23 protein-coding genes and 1 riboswitch are annotated in these 21,677 nt (G+C 37.5%); of the genes, 7 read left to right on the forward strand and 16 right to left on the reverse strand.

Annotated features, from left to right (window positions below; translation table 11 throughout):
* Window positions 1-37: 37 nt before the first annotated feature.
* Window positions 38-1,246, reverse strand: coding sequence for an NO-inducible flavohemoprotein (gene hmpA / locus NST21_RS17770; RefSeq protein WP_309557855.1), 1,209 nt, complete (start codon window positions 1,244-1,246; stop codon window positions 38-40).
* Between the two features lie 170 nt (window positions 1,247-1,416).
* Between hmpA and NST21_RS17775 the strand changes: the two genes are divergently transcribed.
* The gene (locus tag NST21_RS17775; protein WP_053346712.1) at window positions 1,417-1,878 is read left to right on the forward strand and encodes an RrF2 family transcriptional regulator; all 462 of its coding nucleotides are present in this window, start codon (window positions 1,417-1,419) and stop codon (window positions 1,876-1,878) included.
* A gap of 16 nt (window positions 1,879-1,894) precedes the next feature.
* On the opposite strand, the gene NST21_RS17780 is transcribed toward NST21_RS17775, so the two are convergent.
* The 3 genes from NST21_RS17780 to NST21_RS17790 all read right to left on the reverse strand — a co-directional run bounded on the left by NST21_RS17780 (window position 1,895) and on the right by NST21_RS17790 (window position 3,821).
* Complete coding sequence (locus tag NST21_RS17780) at window positions 1,895-2,875, reverse strand: HD-GYP domain-containing protein (RefSeq protein ID WP_340890486.1); 981 nt, start codon at window positions 2,873-2,875, stop codon at window positions 1,895-1,897.
* Window positions 2,876-2,958: 83 nt separating this feature from the next.
* On the reverse strand, window positions 2,959-3,144 hold the full coding sequence (locus NST21_RS17785; RefSeq protein ID WP_201185582.1) for a zinc-finger domain-containing protein: 186 nt from the start codon (window positions 3,142-3,144) through the stop codon (window positions 2,959-2,961).
* Window positions 3,145-3,152: 8 nt separating this feature from the next.
* Window positions 3,153-3,821, reverse strand: coding sequence for a reverse transcriptase-like protein (locus NST21_RS17790; protein ID WP_340890487.1), 669 nt, complete (start codon window positions 3,819-3,821; stop codon window positions 3,153-3,155).
* A 261-nt stretch (window positions 3,822-4,082) separates the two neighbouring features.
* On the opposite strand from NST21_RS17790, the gene NST21_RS17795 reads away from it, so the two are divergent.
* Both NST21_RS17795 and NST21_RS17800 read left to right on the forward strand, forming a co-directional pair.
* The gene (locus tag NST21_RS17795; RefSeq protein ID WP_056524925.1) at window positions 4,083-4,496 is read left to right on the forward strand and encodes a reverse transcriptase-like protein; all 414 of its coding nucleotides are present in this window, start codon (window positions 4,083-4,085) and stop codon (window positions 4,494-4,496) included.
* Window positions 4,480-5,391 (forward strand): DMT family transporter, encoded by a 912-nt coding sequence (locus NST21_RS17800; protein ID WP_340890488.1) that lies wholly within the window; start codon window positions 4,480-4,482, stop codon window positions 5,389-5,391. The genes NST21_RS17795 and NST21_RS17800 overlap by 17 nt, the downstream gene beginning before the upstream one ends.
* A gap of 46 nt (window positions 5,392-5,437) precedes the next feature.
* Here NST21_RS17800 and NST21_RS17805 read toward each other — a convergent pair whose 3' ends face one another.
* The 9 genes from NST21_RS17805 to NST21_RS17845 form a co-directional block, all read right to left on the reverse strand.
* Window positions 5,438-5,719, reverse strand: a complete 282-nt coding sequence (locus tag NST21_RS17805) for a DUF6123 family protein (protein WP_340890489.1) — start codon at window positions 5,717-5,719, stop codon at window positions 5,438-5,440.
* Between the two features lie 121 nt (window positions 5,720-5,840).
* Window positions 5,841-6,716: a 5'-3' exonuclease gene (locus NST21_RS17810; protein WP_053346718.1), complete on the reverse strand. Its 876-nt coding sequence runs from the start codon at window positions 6,714-6,716 to the stop codon at window positions 5,841-5,843.
* A gap of 86 nt (window positions 6,717-6,802) precedes the next feature.
* Window positions 6,803-7,630, reverse strand: a complete 828-nt coding sequence (locus tag NST21_RS17815; protein WP_340890492.1) for a sulfurtransferase — start codon at window positions 7,628-7,630, stop codon at window positions 6,803-6,805.
* 12 nt (window positions 7,631-7,642) lie between these two features.
* A complete protein-coding gene (locus NST21_RS17820) occupies window positions 7,643-8,401 on the reverse strand; it encodes a DNA polymerase beta superfamily protein (RefSeq protein WP_340890493.1) in 759 nt (252 codons plus the stop codon).
* A gap of 18 nt (window positions 8,402-8,419) precedes the next feature.
* Window positions 8,420-12,130 (reverse strand): dynamin family protein, encoded by a 3,711-nt coding sequence (locus NST21_RS17825; RefSeq protein WP_340890494.1) that lies wholly within the window; start codon window positions 12,128-12,130, stop codon window positions 8,420-8,422.
* A gap of 207 nt (window positions 12,131-12,337) precedes the next feature.
* Entirely contained in the window at window positions 12,338-12,496 is a 159-nt protein-coding gene (locus tag NST21_RS17830) for a hypothetical protein (RefSeq protein ID WP_157443918.1), read from the reverse strand.
* Between the two features lie 142 nt (window positions 12,497-12,638).
* Window positions 12,639-13,169 carry an isoprenylcysteine carboxyl methyltransferase family protein gene (locus NST21_RS17835; RefSeq protein WP_098176868.1) on the reverse strand — a complete coding sequence of 177 codons (531 nt, stop codon included), beginning with the start codon at window positions 13,167-13,169 and terminating at the stop codon, window positions 12,639-12,641.
* Window positions 13,169-14,257: a type III polyketide synthase gene (locus NST21_RS17840; RefSeq protein WP_340890496.1), complete on the reverse strand. Its 1,089-nt coding sequence runs from the start codon at window positions 14,255-14,257 to the stop codon at window positions 13,169-13,171. Before NST21_RS17840 ends, NST21_RS17835 begins: the two co-directional genes overlap by 1 nt.
* Window positions 14,258-14,433: 176 nt before the next feature.
* Entirely contained in the window at window positions 14,434-14,652 is a 219-nt protein-coding gene (locus NST21_RS17845) for a hypothetical protein (protein ID WP_340890497.1), read from the reverse strand.
* Here NST21_RS17845 and NST21_RS17850 point away from each other — a divergent pair.
* Window positions 14,606-14,776 (forward strand): hypothetical protein, encoded by a 171-nt coding sequence (locus NST21_RS17850; RefSeq protein ID WP_157443919.1) that lies wholly within the window; start codon window positions 14,606-14,608, stop codon window positions 14,774-14,776. The two genes, NST21_RS17845 and NST21_RS17850, sit on opposite strands and share 47 nt — an antisense overlap.
* A gap of 425 nt (window positions 14,777-15,201) precedes the next feature.
* Here the strand turns inward: NST21_RS17850 and NST21_RS17855 are convergent, their stop codons facing one another.
* A complete protein-coding gene (locus NST21_RS17855) occupies window positions 15,202-16,515 on the reverse strand; it encodes a nucleobase:cation symporter-2 family protein (RefSeq protein ID WP_056524943.1) in 1,314 nt (437 codons plus the stop codon).
* Window positions 16,508-17,107 carry a xanthine phosphoribosyltransferase gene (locus NST21_RS17860; protein WP_340890502.1) on the reverse strand — a complete coding sequence of 200 codons (600 nt, stop codon included), beginning with the start codon at window positions 17,105-17,107 and terminating at the stop codon, window positions 16,508-16,510. The genes NST21_RS17855 and NST21_RS17860 overlap by 8 nt, the downstream gene beginning before the upstream one ends.
* A gap of 162 nt (window positions 17,108-17,269) precedes the next feature.
* A riboswitch (purine riboswitch) is annotated at window positions 17,270-17,371 on the reverse strand.
* 373 nt (window positions 17,372-17,744) lie between these two features.
* On the opposite strand from NST21_RS17860, the gene NST21_RS17865 reads away from it, so the two are divergent.
* Genes NST21_RS17865 through NST21_RS17875 form a run of 3 tightly spaced genes read left to right on the forward strand, consistent with a single transcriptional unit; the run spans window position 17,745 to window position 20,039 of the window.
* Window positions 17,745-17,891, forward strand: coding sequence for a hypothetical protein (locus tag NST21_RS17865; protein WP_056524949.1), 147 nt, complete (start codon window positions 17,745-17,747; stop codon window positions 17,889-17,891).
* 16 nt (window positions 17,892-17,907) lie between these two features.
* The gene (locus NST21_RS17870; RefSeq protein ID WP_056524952.1) at window positions 17,908-18,387 is read left to right on the forward strand and encodes a cytochrome c oxidase subunit II; all 480 of its coding nucleotides are present in this window, start codon (window positions 17,908-17,910) and stop codon (window positions 18,385-18,387) included.
* Complete coding sequence (locus NST21_RS17875; RefSeq protein WP_340890503.1) at window positions 18,384-20,039, forward strand: b(o/a)3-type cytochrome-c oxidase subunit 1; 1,656 nt, start codon at window positions 18,384-18,386, stop codon at window positions 20,037-20,039. The genes NST21_RS17870 and NST21_RS17875 overlap by 4 nt, the downstream gene beginning before the upstream one ends.
* 57 nt (window positions 20,040-20,096) lie before the next feature.
* Here the strand turns inward: NST21_RS17875 and NST21_RS17880 are convergent, their stop codons facing one another.
* Window positions 20,097-21,611, reverse strand: a complete 1,515-nt coding sequence (locus NST21_RS17880) for a carboxypeptidase M32 (protein WP_340890505.1) — start codon at window positions 21,609-21,611, stop codon at window positions 20,097-20,099.
* Between the last annotated feature and the right edge of the window lie 66 nt (window positions 21,612-21,677).

The following is a 21,677-nucleotide window of genomic DNA, read 5'->3' on the forward strand; positions in this document are numbered from 1 at the left end:
CTTGATGTCAACACCATTCAAAAACCTTTATTAAATCTTAAAGCGCTATCGCTGGGCCGAAGAATTCATAGTGGATTTTTTCTGGATCTATCCCAAGCTCTTTCAGACAAGTAATAATAGCTTTCATAAACGGGACCGGACCACATACATAATAATCTGCTTCAGGTTTTACATGTCTGCTTAATAGTTCCGCATCCATATAACCTTGCTTCTCAAAATTCGGTAAGTTCTTATCTTCTTCGCTCGGATTTTTATAAACAAAGGATAATTGATAATTAGTCAATTTTCGAGAAAGTTCTGTCAACTCACTTCTAAACGGCTGCAATGCACCATTTTCAGAGGCATGAATGAATTGTACATCACGTTCGGGCTTTTGATCAGCAACCGCATGTACCATGCTCATGAAAGGAGTTATTCCAACGCCGCCGCTAAGAAATACTAGAGGTGTTTGTTTTTCCATGTTGATAGTGAAATCTCCAGCAGGAGCGGTTACGTCTATCATGTCTCCCACCTGAATAACTTCATGCAGATAGTTTGAGACTCTACCATCTGGAGAGATTCCCGGCTTTTCTTTTTTGACAGAAATCCGGAAGTAATCTTTTCCAGGTGAAGCTGATAAACTATACTGACGGTTGAATAAGTAACGTTCACCCTGTATCTCCATACGTATGGTCACATATTGTCCAGGTAAAAATGATGGAACCGCATCACCATTTGCTGGCTTTAAATAAAAGGATGTAATTACATCGCTTTCCTGTACTTTTTCCACTACAGTGAATGGTTTGAAATCAGACCATCCTCCGTCCTGATTGGAAGCTTGATCGTACATTTCCTTTTCTATGCTAATAAATACACCGGCAATGACTCCATATGCTTCTCCCCACGCATGGATGATTTCCTCGGTAGCCGCATCTTTTAATACTTCTTTAATTGCTCCTAATAAGAATTCTCCTACAATAGGGTAATGTTCCGGTTTAACAGCCAGACTTCTATGTTTTTGTGCTATTTGTTTCACAGCTGGTAAAATCGTTTCAAGTTGATCTATATATTTAGCTGCGGCTAATACGGTGTTAGCAAGTGCATTTTGTTGGCGTCCTTTTTTCTGATTGGCGTGATTGAAAACATTCAATAGTTCAGGATGCGCTTCGAAAAGATTTTCATAAAATACAGTTGTAATAGTTGTACCATGTACTTCTAAAACAGGTACAGTGGATTTGATGATGTCGATAGTTTTTTGGGATAGCATGTGTAAACCCCTCTTCTTAAACAAGTATTTTAAATACATGTTTATCTTAGAACTTAATGACTTGAAAAGCAATATATAAAATACATCTTTTTATACTATTAGTATTAATGTTTAAAAAATGTTCACATTTATGATATAGTCAAATAGGGATAGAATGTGAGGCGATAAACATGAGGTTAACGAGTTATTCCGATTACTCACTAAGAGTGTTGATTTACCTGGCTTCCCAAGATCAAAGCAAATTGTCAAATATTAAAGAGATTTCTGAGGTTTATCAACTATCAAAAAATCATCTCATGAAGATTGTTTATAATCTCGGTAAATTAGGTTATATTGAGACAATACGCGGACGAAATGGCGGTTTCCGGCTCGCAAAACCTCCTGCTGAAATAAATGTAGGGGAATTAGTTCGGAAAACTGAAGAGGATTTTTATTTAGTGGAATGTTTTAAAGATCACGATAACTGTGTGATTTCTCCCGTTTGTTCATTAAAATTCGTACTTAATAATGCCTTAGATGCTTTTCTAAAGGTCCTTGACCAATATACTATTGCTGACTTCAGCGAAAATAAAGCAATGCTCAAAGCCTATTTCGATTCGGTAAAGCATAGTGAGAAAGAGCCCGATTTATAATAATCGGGCTCTTTCCTCATTTACCTATAATCCGTTCAATCTGCAATTCTTTTTCTAACCTTAAATCTAAGATACCTGAATTAGTTTTCATTAAAACTTTAAGAGGCTCGTAAGGATTTATCATGATAATTGTTCCGATTTGTTGATTAGTAAGCATGACTTCTTTCCCAACTAAGGTACCCATCAATTGGTTAATGAATACTAGCAACATTTTCGGATTGATTTTCCCAAAAACATCGCGGTTCATTTGCTCAATCACCTTATAAAATGGCATAGCCTGATGATAAACACGATCTGATGACATAGCATGAAATACATCAGCTATTGCCACGATCTTCAAAAGATAGTAAATATTACTTCCTTTCAATTTATGGGGATAACCTTGCCCATCTTCCCTTTCATGGTGCTGAAGAGCCGTTAAAGCAATCGAGGGTGGAATGCCCGGGATACTTTTAAGGAGCTCGTATCCATAAATTGTATGGCGTTTTATTTCATCATACTCTGTCGCAGTCAGTTTCCCCGGTTTTTCTAATAATCTCTCAGGAATCCTCGTTTTACCTACGTCATGCAGAATAGCTGCCAATGTCAGATCTGAAAGACTTTCCTTCGATAAACCAAGCTTTGTTCCCAAATAAGTGGCAATGATTCCTACACCAATATTATGCTTATACGTATATTCATTTTTTTCCTGCATCTCTTCGAACAGGTAATAAATATCAGGGTTCTTTGCAGCCTCCTCGATGATAGGTACAATTTCAGCTTTAATTCCTTCAACAGTTTCAAGCTGAATTTTTTCTTCTTTACGGATGTCTTCAAATAAATTTTTAATTTGCTCAGAAGCGCCGTTAATTTTTTCATGAATTCTTACGTTGGGTTGTACATGTTGTTTAACTGATTCGCTTTCTTTCCCTTTATTTATTTCTTCCATTATGAAATCAATTTCAGGAATTGTAAGAGGGGAAATCTCATTATTTAGCTTCCCTTTTCTATATTTCATTTCTCTCACACTTTTCTCTATTTTTTACCTAAATACCATATTATTCATTGGTTTTGTGTGAAAATGAAAGCTATTTTCTTTGCCTAAGAACGGTCGTTAAGTTCATTGCCGAGCTGTTTTAATTTCTCACCAACTGTACACTGAGAAATGCAGAATTGGTGAGCATATGAACGACCATATTCTTTTCGAAAATGCTTTTGTAAAAAACATTCATGGCAAAATGAGGAAATTACATCTTCTACTTCTTCATATATTTTTTTCCTGTTCATTTTTGTTACTACTCCTTTAACTCAGCAATTTCCGATTTGCTAAATATGACTTCTCCCTGAAGAGCAAGTGTTGCCAGACGATCGGCTTCCTGGTTCTCTTTCCGTGAAATTGGCTTATAGACCGGGATAATCTTTAATTTTTCTAACTTCGCTTCTATACGGTCCAGCCATTTATTTAAGTTTTCCTCCATACAGGGCCATTCTCCAGAAAGTTGGTTTAATACAACAAGAGAATCACCTTTAAATAAACAGCTTTGGTGGTGGACTCCAAGTTCCTCCATCTGCCTCACTGCTTCATAAAAGGCAGCATACTCTGCTTCATTATTGGATTCAAATTGCTCAAGCCTTAGGTTAGTCCGTATACGCCAGTGTTTTTTCCCTTGTCGATAATATATAGCTGCACCAATTCCGGCTACTCTTTGCTCTTTTTGAAAACCACCATCAAAAAAAACCGTCACATCCTGAGGTTCCTCCTCTACCTCTGTTAAGAGTTTCTTTAACTCTTTTTTTGTCCAAATTGTATCGAATTCATCCTTGAATTCCACTTCCTTCAAACGTCCCGCCTTTTCGAGATCTTCTGTAATGACTAAGGCAGTACCAGCATCCAACCAATCGGAAACAAAATCGGCAGTTGGTTTTTTTGAAGCATGATATGTCCATTGCATAATTACCTTCAATGATTTTCAGCTCCTTGTCATCTATTCCATGATAAAGTTTGTCAATTTTCATACCTATTTTTCGTAATACCATTTATAATATAATTTAAACAATCAAATATTCTTTTAATTATTTCTTTATAGTTCCCATAACAGCCTGAAATTCTCTTGTTGAATTAGAATCTTTTTAATTTCATGATTCACATCTTTCAGTCTTTAATTATTATATGAAGCAACTACTAATCATAGCATATGAACAGTGTAAACTCGAGGAGGAACATCATGATTGAAGTGTATATTGATGGAGCCAGTGCGGGCAATCCGGGGCCGAGCGGCGCAGGAATTTTCATTAATAATAACGGTGTAGTCGAGCGTCATTCCATCCCACTTGGAAATATGGAAAATCATGAGGCGGAATACCATGCTTTAATCAAGGCATTGGAGATATGTATATCCAGTCATTATCAAGTCGTTTCTTTTCGGACCGATTCCCAGGCCATCAACCAGGCCATTGAAAAAAGGTTTGCTAAAAAAAAATACGCCATCCTGCTTGATCAAGCACTTAAGTTATCAGACCAGCTTGAGTTATTTTTTGTGAAATGGATTCCAAATCTCGAAAATAAGAGAGCGGATGAACTAGCACGACGGGCCATTCGTTTAAACAAAGTTGAGGAAAATAATGAAAAAGACAGCTGATGTTTCATTATTGTTTGTTGTATTCATTTGGGGTGTCACATTTGTTATGGTGCAGAATGCCCTTTCTTTTCTTGAACCTTTCACATTTAATGCTATCCGGTTTTTTATGGCCTTTGTTTTCTTGTTTATACCTTACTTATTAACTTTACATAAAAGGGGAAAAACCTGGAACAAGAAATTGTTAATTGCAGGACTTCATATCGGGGTATGGCTTTTCTTGGGTTATGGCTTTCAAACAATAGGCTTGAATTATACTACTCCTGCCAAAACTGGCTTCATAACAGGCTTAAGTGTTGTCATGGTACCAGTTTTTTCTTTGTTACTATTAAAACTGAGGCTATCACGTAATACAGTAATGGGTGTCGTTGCCGCAACGATTGGGCTTTATTTAATGACTTTCGCCGACCGCTCGAACTTGAATGTTGGTGATTTTCTAGTATTTTTATGTGCGATCAGTTTTGCCATGCAGATTATTACGACTGCTAGGTATGCTAAAACCCTTCCTGCCTTACCGTTAACTCTGATTCAAATTTTCACGGTTTCTTTTTTATCCTTAGGTTCAGCCATATTATTTAATGAAGATTATTCTATAATCTTTAAGTCGGAAGTCATGTTACAGCCAGAGGTCTGGACCGCCTTATTGGTCACGGCTGCTCTTGCAACGGCATTTGCCTTTTTCGCACAAACCTTCTTCCAGGCTTATACCACACCTACAAGGGTCGCATTAATCTTTTCAATGGAACCGGTTTTTGCGGCGTTTTCCTCATTCATATTGATTGGGGAAAAATTGACTTCTGCTTCAATCATCGGCTGCGTATTCATTTTCCTTGGCATGATTCTCGCTGAGTTGCCATCGAAGAAAAAGAAATCGATAGCAACTCAAGATTTTTCTTAAAAGATTAAATAAAAATAAATCGGACTTCTAAATTACGAAGTCCGATTTATTTTAGCAGTCCCTGCTTTTTTGCAAATGATACCGCTGCACTGCGAGTTTCAATGCCATTTTGTTTTAGGTTTTCTAAAAAGGAAATATAAAAGCTACCATCAAAATTCTTTTGAACTTTCAATGTCAATTCGATTGCTACATTGACTATATTATCACTGGCGTTTGTATAGCGTTTGCCAAAATAAATAAAACCAATAGCATCATTCCCAAAAGTGAATCCCTTTCCTTCTAAAAAACTCACATACTCTTCAGTTGATTGCCCCACTTCTGCATCCACTCCATAATACTTGCCTTAATTTCATCTTACCGTAAATATAAGATTTTGCCTATCCATTTTTCGACAAAATACTTCCTATAAAAATAAACGGGGCTCCTAAGGGAACCCCGCTTCATTTATTTTACAGCATTCGCAGTAAAGTCCTAAATTCATGGTCTCTAGCCAGATTTTTCACTTTTTCACGGTCATACTGATACACCGCTTCATCTAAGGAGCATGAAACAGGTACGTCACACTTGATTTCGGCAAGTTTTCTCGATAGGTGAAGCATATCGACAGCCGATTCAATCTTAGATCGCTGCCCCTTGGTTAATGAAGCAACATTTTCAAGAATACCTTCTATATTTTGATACTGAATCAACAATTTCAAAGCTGTCTTTTCCCCAATTCCTTTGACGCCGGGGTAGTTATCAGCTGTATCTCCCATTAAAGCCTTTAAATCAATCATTTGTCTTGGTGTAATCCCTTTCCATTCAAAAAAGCTATCGGGATTATGCACTTCATAATTACCATACCCTTTTCTCAATAAAAGTACAGAAATGTTTTCTTCAATTAACTGAAGCATATCTTGATCTCCTGTCAATATGCCTACTCGACTATGTTCAGCAGATGCTTTTGCTATTGTCCCAATACAATCATCAGCTTCGTATCCGGAAAGCCCAATGTTCGGGATATCAAAGGCTTCAACAGCTTTTTTCGCTAAATCGAATTGAGGAATCATTTCAACTGGTGCTTCTGAACGATTAGCCTTGTATCCATCAAATAGTTCATTGCGGAAAGTTTTGCTTCCCATATCCCAACATACTGCTACATGACTAGGAGAAAAATGATTCACCGCTGTCAGCATATGCTTTAAGAAACCCTGTACGGCATTTGTTGGAATACCTTTTGAGTTAATCATAAATTGACCTGTAACGGCTGTTGCATAAAAAGCTCTAAATAAAAGCGCCATCCCGTCGACAAGCATAAAGGAAGGATGCTGTTCGTTTTCTTTCATTAACACATTTATCACCTCTATCATGATGTATATCTATTTTAACATAGCTGTCCACCTTTTTGAGGATCGTTAATTGGAAAACCTAATCATTCAATAGGATTATCAGAATAGGAAATCCAGTCACTAAAACTACCGACATATACCTTCACATCTTTAAAACCAGCTTCTTTTAAGGCTATATAATTGGGAGAAGCCGTCACACCTGATCCACAGTAAACGATAATCTCCTTATCTCGGCTGATGTCTGTGAAATTTAACTGTAATTCTTCCGATTTTTTATAATATCCATTTTCAAGAACCTTTGTCCATACCTTGTTGACTGCCCCAGGTATATGTCCCGCTTTTTTATCAATCGGCTCTTCAATCCCTTGGTACCGTTTAGACTCCCTTGAATCAATTAAAACAACATCATTAGGCCTTTTTACTGTATATTCCTTCACTTTTTGATAAGAAGCCAAAACAGATTCATTTAAATCTATATTATAATCCGTTGAAGCATATTTCGACTGATTCGTTTCGAGCGGATAGCCCGCATCCTTCCATGCCCTAAAGCCGCCGTTAAGTACAAACACTTTCTGATGACCAAGATAGCTCAGCAGCCAGACAAACCTAGAAGCAAAGGAACCTTCTCCCCCGTCATAAGCAATAAGTACCGTATCATTGGTAATACCATTTGATTCAAGCCTCTCTTTTAATGCATTAAGGTCAGGAAGAGGATGTCTACCACCATGTTTTTCAACCCGTCCGGATAAGTCTTTTTCAAGATCAAAATAGACAGCACCCGTAATATGTTCTTTCTCATATTCAATATAACCCATATCAGGGGCTCCTAGCTGAAAACGACAGTCACAGATTCTAATATCTCTAGAATTCAACAGCGACAACAGCTCTTCTTTTTCCATTATATAACCCATCTACACATCTCCCTATTTCAAAATGGACCAAATTAATTGATTAAGATCCTCTTCCATGTGCTTCCCTATAGGAAGCTTAGTTATTTCATTCTTTATGGAAGGTAATTTCCCTTCCAAAAACTCAAGACTTTTTATACTTTCATGTTTTGAAAATTCTTCTTTTTGTTTTGCTGTAAATATTCGCGTCATTCTGCTTTTCATTTCCTTATCAATTAATACAGAATCGAGTAATTCCCAAACGCATAAAGGTGGAAGAGCTCTAAACAGGATTAAATATTGCAGTACTAAATAGGAACGATAAACTTGTACCCATGTTTTCAGCACTCTTTTTTCGGAACTACTTGTTTTTGTCAATTGCTGAAGATTGCCTGTCATCATCCGGTAGTAATGATGTCCTAAAGCCTTTTTGGAATAGCATACTTCGATTAACCCCTTCATCACCCGATAATAATCCGGTTGAGCAATCAGTTGGATGGGCGACTGAAATAATTCAAATAGTGCGGGATTGCTCTTTAACGTCAGCCGTGATGTTTTAAATAGATCCCAGCCTTCCACATCACAAAAGCCTTCATTCAATTGAATCACTTCGTCGGGTTGACTAAGTGAGAGATAAGACCGCCTATCATTATGAACATATATAAACCGGACATCAATATCTGAATTGGCTGATGATAAACCAAAAGAATGGCTGCCAGTTACAGCAGCCATTAATATTGTGATATTCTTTTTCTTTTCTAGGTTTCTCAAAATTGAAATAAGGTTTTCTTTCATAAACGAACCTCGTTTCTATTACAAATGCATTTTTTCCAATTCAATTACAGCCTTTTCATAATACGGTAAATCAACCTTTTCTTCTAAGGCTGCACGTAAGCCTGCGAAAATATCCGATATTTCCGTTTTATATTCATTTTGAATGGAAAGTAACTCTTGATCAAGAATTTCCGTATACATTTCGAATATTCTCCCACCTTGCTCTTTTACATATATAAGGGCAGGTTCATCCAAACGCTGCTGAAGTCCCTCGCTCATTTTCACTTTCTCATTTTTTTCAAAGAAAGCCTTTGGATTTTTAAACAGCGCCAATTCTTTTTTGAATTCACTCGTGTCTAATTGGACAAAAGCACCCGAAAATTCAAGGGAATCCCTCTCATTTGGTTCATATGGCTGTAACGAAAGAGTTTTTCTTACTTTCTGTATCTGCTGAAGCAATCCGACTTGTTTCTCATTCAATAATTTATTGACGAACATTTCAGTCCTTAACGCCGTAGCACGCATTTCCTGTGCAAGGTCAAAGCCTAGTGCTTCTAATAAATTCTTTAATGCTTGTTTAAGGACCAGCTTCAAATCCTGCCCATCGTCTTTAATGACAGCCGGATTGAAAGATTCCTTGAAGAAATCATTAAACCGGAAAAATACGCGTTGTTTACTATAGAAAGTCAATTCATCAATCTCTTTTTTCAAACGTTGTTTTTCGGCTTCCCCTTTAATGACTTCCAGAAGACCAGAAATAGACTGCGCCTCAAGAGCGAGAGTCTCGAGCGCTTTTTGTTTCGCTTTTTCATCCTGCTTGGACGCTGTAATAACATCTCGAAGCAGTTCTTCTGTTCTTTTTACAGCAGCTTGCGCTGATTCAATTGCCAGTCCTGTTAAGTCGTTCTCGATGAAAGAATCAAATTGTAATTGGAATTCCGAAATTCCACTATTAGGAAGGAAAGAGTGCATAAATGAACCTGGAATTTGTTTTTCTATCAATGCTCCCTTACTTGTAAGCGGGAACAGCTTTGGAAAACGGATTCCGAATCCATTTAATTGATCTTTCACATAATCCATAACTTCGTCCAGTTCATCAGTAGTTTGAGCAAGATCGACCGCATTGACAATAAAGAACATCTTATCCATAGCAAAGGAATCTTTCACTCTCCCAAGTTGGATTAGGAACTCCCGATCTGCCCGAGAGAATGGGTGATTATAATAGGTCACAAAAAGAATGGCATCAGAATTCTTAATATATTCGAAAGCAGCACCAGTATGCCGAGCATTTATTGAATCCGCTCCAGGAGTGTCAACAAGTACCATTCCCTGCTTTGTCATTTCACAGTCATAACGCAATTCAATCAAATCAACGAGACACGATTTGGACTCTTCGGCAGCAAAACGTTTAAACCCTTCAAGGTCCACTGTGATGACCTTTCCTAAATCACTTTTGTGAGGAGGCAATCCTTGATAAAAAGCCCTTAGGAAAGATAGATGCGTTTTCCCTTTATCCACTTCCCCTGCTGTTTCAATGATCTGTCCGGCAAGATGGTGAGCCTCATCGAGTGATTTTGCTGTCTTACCAAAAGCAACTAAAGCTAAGGTTACATCTTCTAGCAGCATAGCTTCGGTTTTTAATTTAACTGTTGCCGTACCATGTGGATGCTCAGCGTCAGATGACATGATTTTGTTAATGGCAGCAGTAGTAGGATTTGGCGAAACAGGAAGAACGCTTTCTCCCATTAACGCATTTGCAAATGAAGATTTGCCTGCACTAAATGCACCGAATAGCGCAACTGTGAAAGTCTGCTTTTCTAGTCGGTTTGCCTTATCTGTTAATTCTTTATAAAGTGATTGAAAACCTTTCAAAGGTTGAATTAGTTTGGCTGCCTGCTGTAAATTTGATGCAGTCTCCATTAACTTTTCCTTCCCACGTAAATCTATCGTATTAGATAATGGAACGCCTACAGTTGATTCTGCTACCTTAGTTTCGATTTCAAGATCCGCCGCATGTAGTTCGTTAGCCTGCTTAGCCCTATTGTCATCATTCGTGTTCATAATTTTGACTGTAATATTTTTTTCTTCTTCATCCCATTCAGTCAAAAGTGTCTCGACATAACGCTCATCCATTAGCGATACCGTTTGATTAGCAATACCATCTAATTGTTCTGTTTGGGACTCGATTTCTGCATTCATCGCTGCGGTAACTTTGAGGGCTTCCGCAAATTCAGCAAAACCTTCAAGTTCATTATCGATGGATATCGTCTGTTGCTCCACTATACCCTGCATGACAGCAATCATGCTGTGCAAAAATTCTTCAGCTTCATCACGTGCCTTTTTTTTGATAGCAGAGGCCAAATCATTTGTATAGTTTAAAACGTATTCACCTGTAATATTGACTTGGGGCTTTAAAGAATTTTTTATGTAAGCTTCTGTCACCTCGATGTGCAGGGCCTGAGCCTTACTTTCAAGCGTTGGGTCATGGACTTCAGCTTCAGTAAGGGTTTTAACCGCTAACTCTTTAAGATGCCATTCAAGCTGGGTTTTGACCTTCTCTTGTAAATCTGCCAAGAATACGTTAAGACGCTCCTCGCGCTCGGCCTCCGTTTTTTTCTTGGCAAATAATAGCCCCATTTTAAAATCGGGCTGTGCTGATTCCAAGAATGATTTACCTAGGTCCCGTGTAGCCGCCGGCATGATGTAAGCACTTTTCAAAATGGTTTCTAAATCTTTGGCAAATTGCACTTTCACATTCTCTAAACGTTCTGTTAATGATTTTTTTCCCTTTATAAGGCTGTCCACTTTATTTGTTAGGTCGATTCGCTCTTCATATGGAAGTTCTGATAAAACTTCAAATTCACTGGCATGATCCTCTTCATACTGTTCCTTCAGCCAAATAAGGTGTCTTTCGATTAGGGCCTTTGCCGATTGCATTATGGCATCTTTCCCATCATTTTGACCTTTCTCTGCCATTTCATATATAAATTGACGAACGGTTTCGATTTCATTCTCGCTATTGTTCAAGTCTCTGACTGATGTATAAAATATTCCATCAGGGTATACATTCCAGTTTGCAAATGCTTCAGAAACAGATAATTTAAAATCTTGGAAGCTGAGCTCATTTTCATCATGTTTATCAATCATATTGATAATTAAATATGTTGGTTTTTCCGCTTCTAACAATTCTTTAGTAAAAAGAAAGTTCACTTCTGATTGAACATGATTATAATCCATAACATAGAAGACTACATCAGCAAGATGCAAGGCCGATTCAGTAGAAACTCTATGTGCATCATCTGTCGAATCAATCCCTGGCGTATCCATGATTGCACATGACTCTGGCAGTGAAAACTGATTGGAGCTTATTGTTATTGCCGATACTGAATCACCATCTTTAGCAAATTTCTTTACCTCTTTAAAATCATAAGGTGCGGGAAATACGACCGGTGCCTGATGATGATAAAAGACTTTGGCATAGTCCTCCCCTTTTTGAACCTTAACCGTATTGGCACTCGTTGGAATCGGACTTGAAGGCAATACTTGATCATCTAGGAAGAAGTTGATCATGCTTGATTTCCCCGCTGAAAAATGCCCGCAAAAAGCAATGATAAATTCCTCATTTTTTACTTTCATGATTAGCTGTTTCAGTTTATCAGCATTGCTTGTATCTCCTGCTGATTGAAATTTCTCATACATGGCAGTCAAAATCCCCAATTTAGACTGTTGCTTTAACGTTTCTTGAATCATGAATCCATACCCCTTAATCTATCGTCATTTTAATAATCTTATTGTAAACGATTTCGATTGTTATTCATACCGAAAGCTTTTAGTTTTACTATATGAATTCTTACAAAACGTGTTCAGAAAACAAAAAAATCCACCGATTGGTGGGTTCCACTTTGTTTGTTTACATCTTCGTAATTACTTTCTGATTGCATAAAAAAACCAGGTAATTTACCTGGTTGTAGGAGATGGGTTATATGTAGCTCGGTTTTCAATTGTTGACTCCGTATAAGCTTTTACTGCCTTTGCCGGTTTTTGAATATTACTTAATACATGTTTCATCACAAAACTATATGTAGCGATTGTCAATAAAATGAATAACCAGACCATTACGAACACCATCCTCTTTTATATTGGGTAGCTTTTAAGTTTCAAAAATATTTATCAGTAAGTGAATGAGAATAATTTTCATCTTCAATTAGAATCTTATCACGAACGATAATCATTTTCAATAAGAAAAATGAAACTTTTATTATTTTTGCTTAAAAACTGTAGAATATTCTGTGTGTGTTTTTAAAGCCTTCTCTTCCAAGGGGATTCTCACCGCCATCATCCAAGCGTTCAACAAACTAAAAATAATAGCTGTATAATAAGCATTGAATAATAAGGAAATGACGATAATCTCCGTTGCTACAATGAGATAGTTAGGATGTTTGAAGTATTTATAAGGGCCTTTAACTACAACTTCGGCATTTGGCACCACAATGATTTTTGTATTCCAATGTTTTCCTAGTGAACTGATAACCCAAACCCTGCCTGACTGAGCAATGAGAAAAAGAGTCAGCCAGATCGGCCAAAGCGTAGCAATTTTCCTTTCATAGACCATTACCTCGATAGTGAGTACAATAAAAAAACTCAGGTGCATCAGAACCATCCACCGATAATGGGACTCACCGAACTCAACAGCCCCCTCCATTTTCAACTGCTTTTCGTTTTGTTTTGCAATATATAATTCAACAAGACGCTGAATAGCAATCAGCGCAATAAAAATGGTAAAAATCATCATTTCCACCTCATTAACACTAGTTCTGAAGAAAACCCTGGCCCCAATGCAGCTGCCAAGCCATATTCACCTATATTCCCGCCACGAATCATGAATCTTTCTAGTACATACAAAATCGTAGCCGAAGACATATTTCCGAACTCCCTCAATATACCCATTGACTCTGCTGTCATGCTTTCATTAAATCCCAGAGCTTCGTGATAGGCATCGATTACTTTTTTTCCGCCTGGATGCGCTATAAAATCTTTCACATCCCCCAGCATCAATCCATTCTCCACTAAAAAAGCTTCCACGTTAGGTTTAAGCCAATCTTTGATAATGGTTGGAATATCTTTTGAAAAAACCACGTACAACCCTTGATCTTTAACTTCCCACCCCATTACATCCAACGAATTTGGCATAAGCGTTGATTGTGAATCTAAAAATTTTAAATGCTGATCTTTTTTCGAGAACTTTTCAGCTGACACTTCATCACCACAAATTAAAACGCAGCTAATTCCATCAGAAAATAAGGATGTTCCAATTAAATTGCTCTTGGAAATATCGTTTCTTTGAAAGGTTAAGCTACACAATTCCACACTTAATACTATGACCTTTGCTTTCGGATATGCTTTACAATATTCAAAAGCACGCGATAGCCCACTCGCTCCCCCCGCACACCCTAGCCCCCATATGGGAATTCTTTTTGTATGTGGGTTAAAAGGAAGTTCATTCATTATTCTTGCATCAATGGTAGGAGTAGCCATCCCTGTACTTGATATATAAAAGAAGGCATCAAGCTCACTTGGCTGCAGTTTATCTATTAAAAATTCAGTGTTAGCTAAACATTTTTCAATTGCTTCTTTACCGAACTCGACTGCTTGTTGAATATATATATCATTCTTTTCCGCAAACGTATGTTCCTCTTTGAACCATTCAAGATCATTTGAAAAATAACGATTTTCGACTTGGCCATTTTTAAATGCCCGCAATAATCGTTCAATATTCTTAAAAGAGGAACCAAAGATTTCCCTGGAAAATTCCATGATCTTTTCCTGTGAAAGTAAATAAGGAAGTTTTATATGAGATGCGGATAATAAATATGGCATGAACCCACCCCTAAATATACATGATATGGTTAATATACCCACAAAAACCCATTTAATGCTTTAACGATAAATAGTGATATATATATGTTTTTTATTAATATTTTGTTTTTTCATTTTATAAAGTAGGTAAAAAAACCTATATATTTGATAAGATATTCAAAAGCCTTCTCTTTTTTCTAATCAGCCTTCAAACAGGAATCCATCAGCGTGCTAATTGGCATGACAGTTGAGTTCCGAGAAAGATTTTTCATTGAGGAACTCGTGGATGCATGAGTAAAATAGTCGAGCCATGTTTGGTATCCCTCTAGAAGGAGAAATGCTTGACTCATTTGCGCTGAGCTTGGCAATATGCTAGCTGTTAATATAGCAACATCCTTAACATTGGATGAGACCATTATGGATATTACCCCTCCAACCGTTTTTGTCGGTCAAATATACGGCTTTAATCAAGTAATCATTTTCCCGATTATACTGAATGGGACCCATAAGATTCATATTATCTTGATGATTGAAATGTAGTTTTTAAATCATAAAACCCCCCTTACCTTCACAAGCGGTAAGGGGGGCCTTCATTCTTCCTTCTTTATTGAGGATTGGTTTTGTACTTGTATAATGATATTTTGAAATTCCTCTTTTCCGCACACACGGCATCTAAATTCCTGATTTAATATAGTTCGACAATGAATACAATATTTTTTTTCCATCTCTATCACTTACTTTCTTGTATAGATACTATCAATATATTCAAAAAGTGAAGAGAGTTTCCTTTTATCTGTTAAATCTTTTTTTCATTATAATTAGAATTCTCTGGAGGGCTTTCTTTCAATCCGGTAATGTTTTACTAACCAATCAGAATAAAAAAATACTGCCTCAAACGCAAAAATATCTGTGCGTTTGAGGCAGTTTACTCTAAGGTATAAATCTATCAGCTTTTTCAAAACTATTTAGGCTACTTTCCGTCCTTCAATATGTGCTTCCTTCACTTTCCCGTTTGTAGGGACGATGTTGAAAACAATATTCAAGAAAATAGCAGTCAAACTTCCGGCCACAATTCCGTTATCTGTTAAAATTTGGATACTTTCTGGAATTTGAGCAAATAGTTCAGGAACAACCGTTACCCCAAGACCCATACCCACTGAACATGCGATAATCAATAAATTTTCTTGAGAGGCAAAGTCCACTTTACTTAACATTTTAATTCCCGCCGCTATAACCATTCCGAACATGGCTACCATCGCTCCGCCTAAAACGGATGAAGGAATAATGGTCGTGAACGCACCTATTTTAGGAACAAATCCGATCAAAATAAGCATACCTGCAGCTGTATAAATGACATTTCTTGTCTTAATACCGGACAATTGAATCAGACCTACATTTTGTGAAAAAGCGGTATAAGGAAATGCATTAAACAAACCGCCTAGCATGATAGCAATCCCCTCAGAACGATACCCACGTGCTAGATCATCTTCCGAAATCTCTTTATCTGTAATCTCCCCCAAAGCATAATAAACCCCCGTTGATTCCACTAAACTAACTATCGCCACCAATGTCATTGTAATAATCGCCGTGATGTTAAATGTCGGAGTACCGAAGTAGAAAAAATGAGGTAAATGCAACCAAGTAGCACTTGCTACTGAGCTGAAATCCACTTTACCCAGGAAGAAAGCTACAAATGTTCCGACTAGTAAACCTAATAAAATAGAAATAGAACGAACAAATCCCGTTGAGAATTTATACATGAAAATGATAAATAGCAATGTTCCAAAACCAAGACCCACATTATTCAAGGCACCGAAATCAGCAGCACCTTGGCCGCCCCCCAGATTGTTAATCGCAACTGGAATGAGAGTGATTCCAATAATCATAACTACTGATCCTGTAACAACAGGAGGGAAAAACCTTGCCAATTTACCAAAAAACTTACTTATTATAACCACAATCAATCCTGAGACCAAAATGGCTCCATAAATGGTAGTGACTCCATATTGGGTACCAACCGCAATCATTGGGCTAACTGCTGTGAATGTGCAGCCAAGAACGACTGGCAGCCCAATTCCAAAGAATTTATTTTTCCACACTTGTAAAAGCGTTGCAATTCCGCACATTAAAATATCAATCGATACTAAATAAGTTAACTGCGCTGCCGTTAAACCCAACGCCCCACCGACTATCAGGGGAACAACAATCGCACCTGCATACATCGCAAGTACATGTTGTAATCCTAAGGAAGCAACTTTTATTGGTGATTGTTTAGACATTTACAGTTGCCCCTTCCTGTTCCTCAGCGAATGTTATCTCGCCGAATTTCAACTTTGCGATTCGAGCTAGAGATTCCACTTGGAAGCCTTGTTCTCTAAGATCCTTTCCACCACTTTGGAAAGCTTTCTCAATTACAATCCCAATACCAGTCACTTCTGCTCCAACTTGGTCACAAATATCCACCAAACCTCGGGCTGCTTGACCAACTGCAAGAAAATCATCGATGATCAATACCTTATCACCAGCTTCAATATATTTATTGGACACCGTGATTGTATTCGTTTCTTGTTTAGTAAAGGAATGAACAGATGCTGTCACTAAACCTTCGGTCAAAGTCAGTGATTTACGTTTACGTGCAAAAATTAGCGGAACTTCCAATTCTAAGGCCGCCATCAGTCCAGGTCCAATCCCTGAAGATTCAATCGTCAGTACTTTTGTTATTTCCTTATGTTCAAAACGTTTCACAAATTCCTTACCGATTTCTTTCATCAGGATAGGATCCATTTGGTGGTTTAAGAATGAATCTACTTTTAAAATATCTTCTGATAAAGCTTGACCCTCGGACAAGATTTTTTCCTTTAAAAGTTGCATGAAGGTTCCTCCCAATCTTGGATGTTTATTTAACCCATAGTCATGCAGATGTTTCCAGACAAACAAAAAGCCCAAGAAACATTGCAGCACTTTTTTTAGAGTGAGGCAATATTTCTCGGGCATAAATGAAAAAGGACTCAACAAAACCCTTTCATTGTGCGACAAGATCTATTACTCACCCATAGTCGAATTATTTACGGTAATTCGGTAGAAACTTGCAGGCCATATCCCTGCTATTATACGAGTGAAACTTTATATTTTTGTAATATATGAATTATAACAACGCTTTCTCTATTTGAAAAGGTATTTTTAACAAAAACCGAACTTTCACTTTAAATAATAAATGATCATTCGTATTTTTAGAAAATTTAGAAATTGACTGATCGTTTCATAGGATTTTTTCCTACCATCTATGTGTGAAAAAATCCAGACTATATAATCTTCACATTTTTTTCACAACTTGATACACATCAAAAGCAAATTTTTATACTTACCTCAACTTTACACTATATCGAACTTATAAAAGTAACGATTGAACAATTTGTGAACAGAGAAAAAGTGGATTCTAATTTACCATTACTTTTGTATGATGAACATGTACTCATGTCTTTTTGGGAATTAGAAAGGAGTGAAAACGATGGCCGCACCTAAACTTAAGAACAAATCACAAATAAAAGAGACTTCTAATTTAAAAGGTACACTTGCTTCTGTTTTAATACTAGGAATTATTCTAATTATTGTATGGGTCAGTATCTATTTTATTTTTGTAAATCGTTTAGGTTAATTGAGGAGGAGAAATAATGCACATGCACAAGTTTGAAAAGGTTTGGTTGATTTTCGGTACAGTAGCCCTGCTAGTATTCTTGACAGTGCTTGGGGTTAGTGCTTTCTATCTAGGGAATCAACCTCCCAGCTGTTTAGTTACAATTGATCCTGAAAAAGTGGAGGTCACTGCTCCATTTAATGCCCCTGGCTTACATGAAGTCACAGGAAAAGATTGGGACTATGAATTAGTGTTTGTAGCTTCTGCCTTTTCGTATAGTCCTGCAAAAGTGGAGATCCCTAAAGGTTCAACTGTCAAGGTTATCGCAACATCAAAAGATGTTATCCATGGCTTTGAGATAGCTGGGACTAACGTTAATATGATGCTTGAACCTGGATTCGTCAGTGAATATACCACTAGATTTAATAATGAAGGAGAAAATTTGATTATTTGCAATGAATATTGCGGGGTTGGTCACCACATGATGAGCTCCCGTATCGAGGTGGTTTCAAAATGAAAAAAACGGCTGAAAATGAAAAAGTTCACCCACTGGATGCAAAACTATCCATGGCTCATTTCTATGTAGCCATTATTGCTTTAGCACTTGGAGGATTTGCAGGATTACTTCAAACTTTGGTTCGCTCAGGCAGAATGGAATTACCTGCCAGTATAACGTATTATCAATTACTTACGGTTCACGGAGTTTTACTTGCTCTGGTGCTAACAACTTTCTTTATCATAGGATTTCAGCTATCAGCAGTTAGTAAAACAATCGGTCCATTGTCCACCCCTTCCAGAATTGCAGGCTGGATTGGTTTTTGGACAATGACACTCGGAACTGTTATTGCCGCTGTTATGGTTTTATTAAATGAAGCATCTGTCCTTTATACTTTTTATGCACCTCTTCAAGCGCATCCTATTTTCTATGGTGGCTTAACACTTGTGATCGTTGGCAGCTGGATTAGTGGTGGAGCCCTTATAGCGGCATACCGCAAGTGGAAGAAAAACAATCGCGGCCAAGCAAGCCCCTTATTAAGTTTTATGGCTGTTGTAAATACTCTACTTTGGATTGTTGCTACTATCGGAGTGGCAGCTACCGTGTTATTTCAAATTCTCCCATGGTCATTAGGCTGGGTGGATTCTATTAACGTTTTAGCAAGCCGAACTTTATTTTGGTATTTCGGGCATCCGCTCGTATATTTTTGGTTGCTACCAGCTTATATGTGCTGGTATGTAGTGATTCCTAAAGTCATTGGCGGGAAAATTTTTTCAGATTCATTGGCTCGAATGTCTTTTATTCTTTTCCTGCTTTTCTCTATACCTGTTGGACTTCATCACCAATTGCTTGAACCCGGAATCGATCCTGTCTGGAAGTTTTTACAAGTGATTTTAACCTTCTTAGTCGTTGTTCCATCTTTAATGACTGCCTTTTCTTTATTCGGATCTTTTGAACAATACGGACGTTCTCAGGGTGCCCAAGGGATATTCGGTTGGTTTAAGATGCTACCTTGGGGAGATGCGCGTTTTACCGTTCCTTTTATTGGAATGGCGGCTTTCATACCAGCAGGTGCCGGAGGATTAGTCAATGCCTCAAACCAATTAAACCAGGTTGTCCATAATACTATTTGGGTTACAGGACATTTTCATTTAACGTTGGCGACTTCCGTAATCTTAACTTTCTTTGGGATTTCATATTGGCTCGTTCCCCATTTAACTGGACGCACCTTAACAAAAAAATTAAATAAATTAGCGATTATTCAAGGGGTCTTTTGGGCAATTGGGATGTCCTTTATGTCTGGGGCCATGCATATCGCTGGATTGCTGGGAGCACCTCGCCGCTCTTCGTACTCCACTTATGGAGATTCCACACAAGCACTTGATTGGATTCCTTATCAAATCGCCCAAGCTGTAGGTGGAACCATACTCTTTATCGGGATTATTTTATATATCATTATTTTTATACAGTTAGCCTTCTTTGCTCCAAAAGGCAACGAAGAGTTCCCTGTTGGTGAAGTTACTGATAAAGCCGAAAAAACGCCACTCGTTTTTGAAAATTGGAAATTATGGCTTGGAATAACTGCAGCACTTATTCTCTTTGCGTATACAATTCCGTTTATTGATATTCTCCAAAATGCACCACCGGGATCAAAAGGATTTAAATTATGGTGATCCTACACAATAAAAAAAACCTTGGCAGATTTGCCAAGGTTTTTTTATTTGAAGATTTTATTTAATTTTATAAACTTCCTTATACTTACTTTCAAGATAATCTATTAAATACTGCACGTTTAAGCCTTCCCCTGTTGTTTCTTTCAAAATCTCAAGCGGCTTTTTAGTTTTTCCGTATTTATGTATCTTTTCATTAAGCCATGTTCTAATTGGAGCAATATCACCTGATGCCAACAAAGCATCAAAGTCAGGCAAATCTTTAAGCATAGCCTGCTTGATTTGGGCCGCATACATATACCCTAATGCATAGGATGGGAAGTAACCAAAGCTGCCGTCTGACCAGTGTACATCTTGTAGAACGCCCATGGCATCATCTTCAGGTACAATCCCTAAGTATTCCTTGTATTTTTTATTCCAAACCTCCGGTAAATCCTTCACTTCAAGCTCTCCATTAAAAAGTGCTTTCTCCAGTTCATAACGAATCATAATATGTAAAGGATATGTCAGTTCATCAGCTTCAATACGGATGAAGGACGGTCTTGATTCGTTAATGCCACGGTAAAAGTCATCAAGTTTCACATCAGCAAATTGATCTGGTGCATACTCTTTTAAAAGAGGGTATTTATTTTTCCAGAAACTATAGTTTCGTCCAATAAAATTTTCGAAAAACAATGATTGTGATTCGTGGATTCCCATTGACGTACCATCATCTAGCAGTGTCCCCGTTAACTCTTCAGCGATATTCTGCTCATAAATAGCGTGTCCACATTCATGAATCGTACCAAAAATCGCCCCTCTAAAATCATATTCATCATAGCGGGTCGTCACCCTTACATCACCTCTGTTGATTCCAGTCGCAAAAGGGTGGACTGTTTCATCCAACCTTCCAGCCTTGAAATCGTATCCAAGCTGTTTTAAAACTCGAAGATTGAGTTGATGCTGTTGTTCTTTAGGGAATTCTTTATAAAGGAAAGCAGTTTCAGGTTGATGTTTACTCTCCGCTATTTGTTTTACTAGAGGAACTATACTTGCTCGCAGTTGACTAAATACCTTATCAAGAATGTCAACGGTCATACCTGGTTCATACATATCTAATAGGGTATTATATTTCTGACCCTCATAACCCCAATATTCAACGAATTTACGAGTATAGGCAACAATTTGTTCCAGATAAGGTTGAAATAACGAAAAATCCGCCTTTTCTCTTGCCTCTTCCCATGCGCTTTCAGATCGGGATTGTAAAATAACGAATTCTTTAAATTCGTCTGCTGGGATTTTCTTATTCCTTTCAAACTCTTTTTTACATTCTTGTACCATTTTATTCGTCGTTTCACTAAGAGAAGCTTCCTCTGTTGTAAGGTCGTCGATGAAGCACTCCATCTCTTTACTTGTGATCATATTGAAAACTTCAGAGGAAAGTACCCCAATAACTTCAGAACGCTGCTCTACTCCCTTTTTGGGTGCACCTGTACGTAAATCCCAATTAATTAATGCGAGGGCTTCATTATAGGCTGAAATTTTCTTCACATATTCTTGAAATTCTTTTTCTATCACATTAGTACCCTTTTTCATATTCACTGCCCCTTCCATCTACACTTTACCATATTATACAAAAATTTTTCATATCAGAACTACCAG

The organism is Peribacillus sp. FSL K6-1552, assembly GCF_038005205.1.
GTDB classification, from domain to species: Bacteria; Bacillota; Bacilli; order Bacillales; family DSM-1321; genus Peribacillus; species Peribacillus butanolivorans.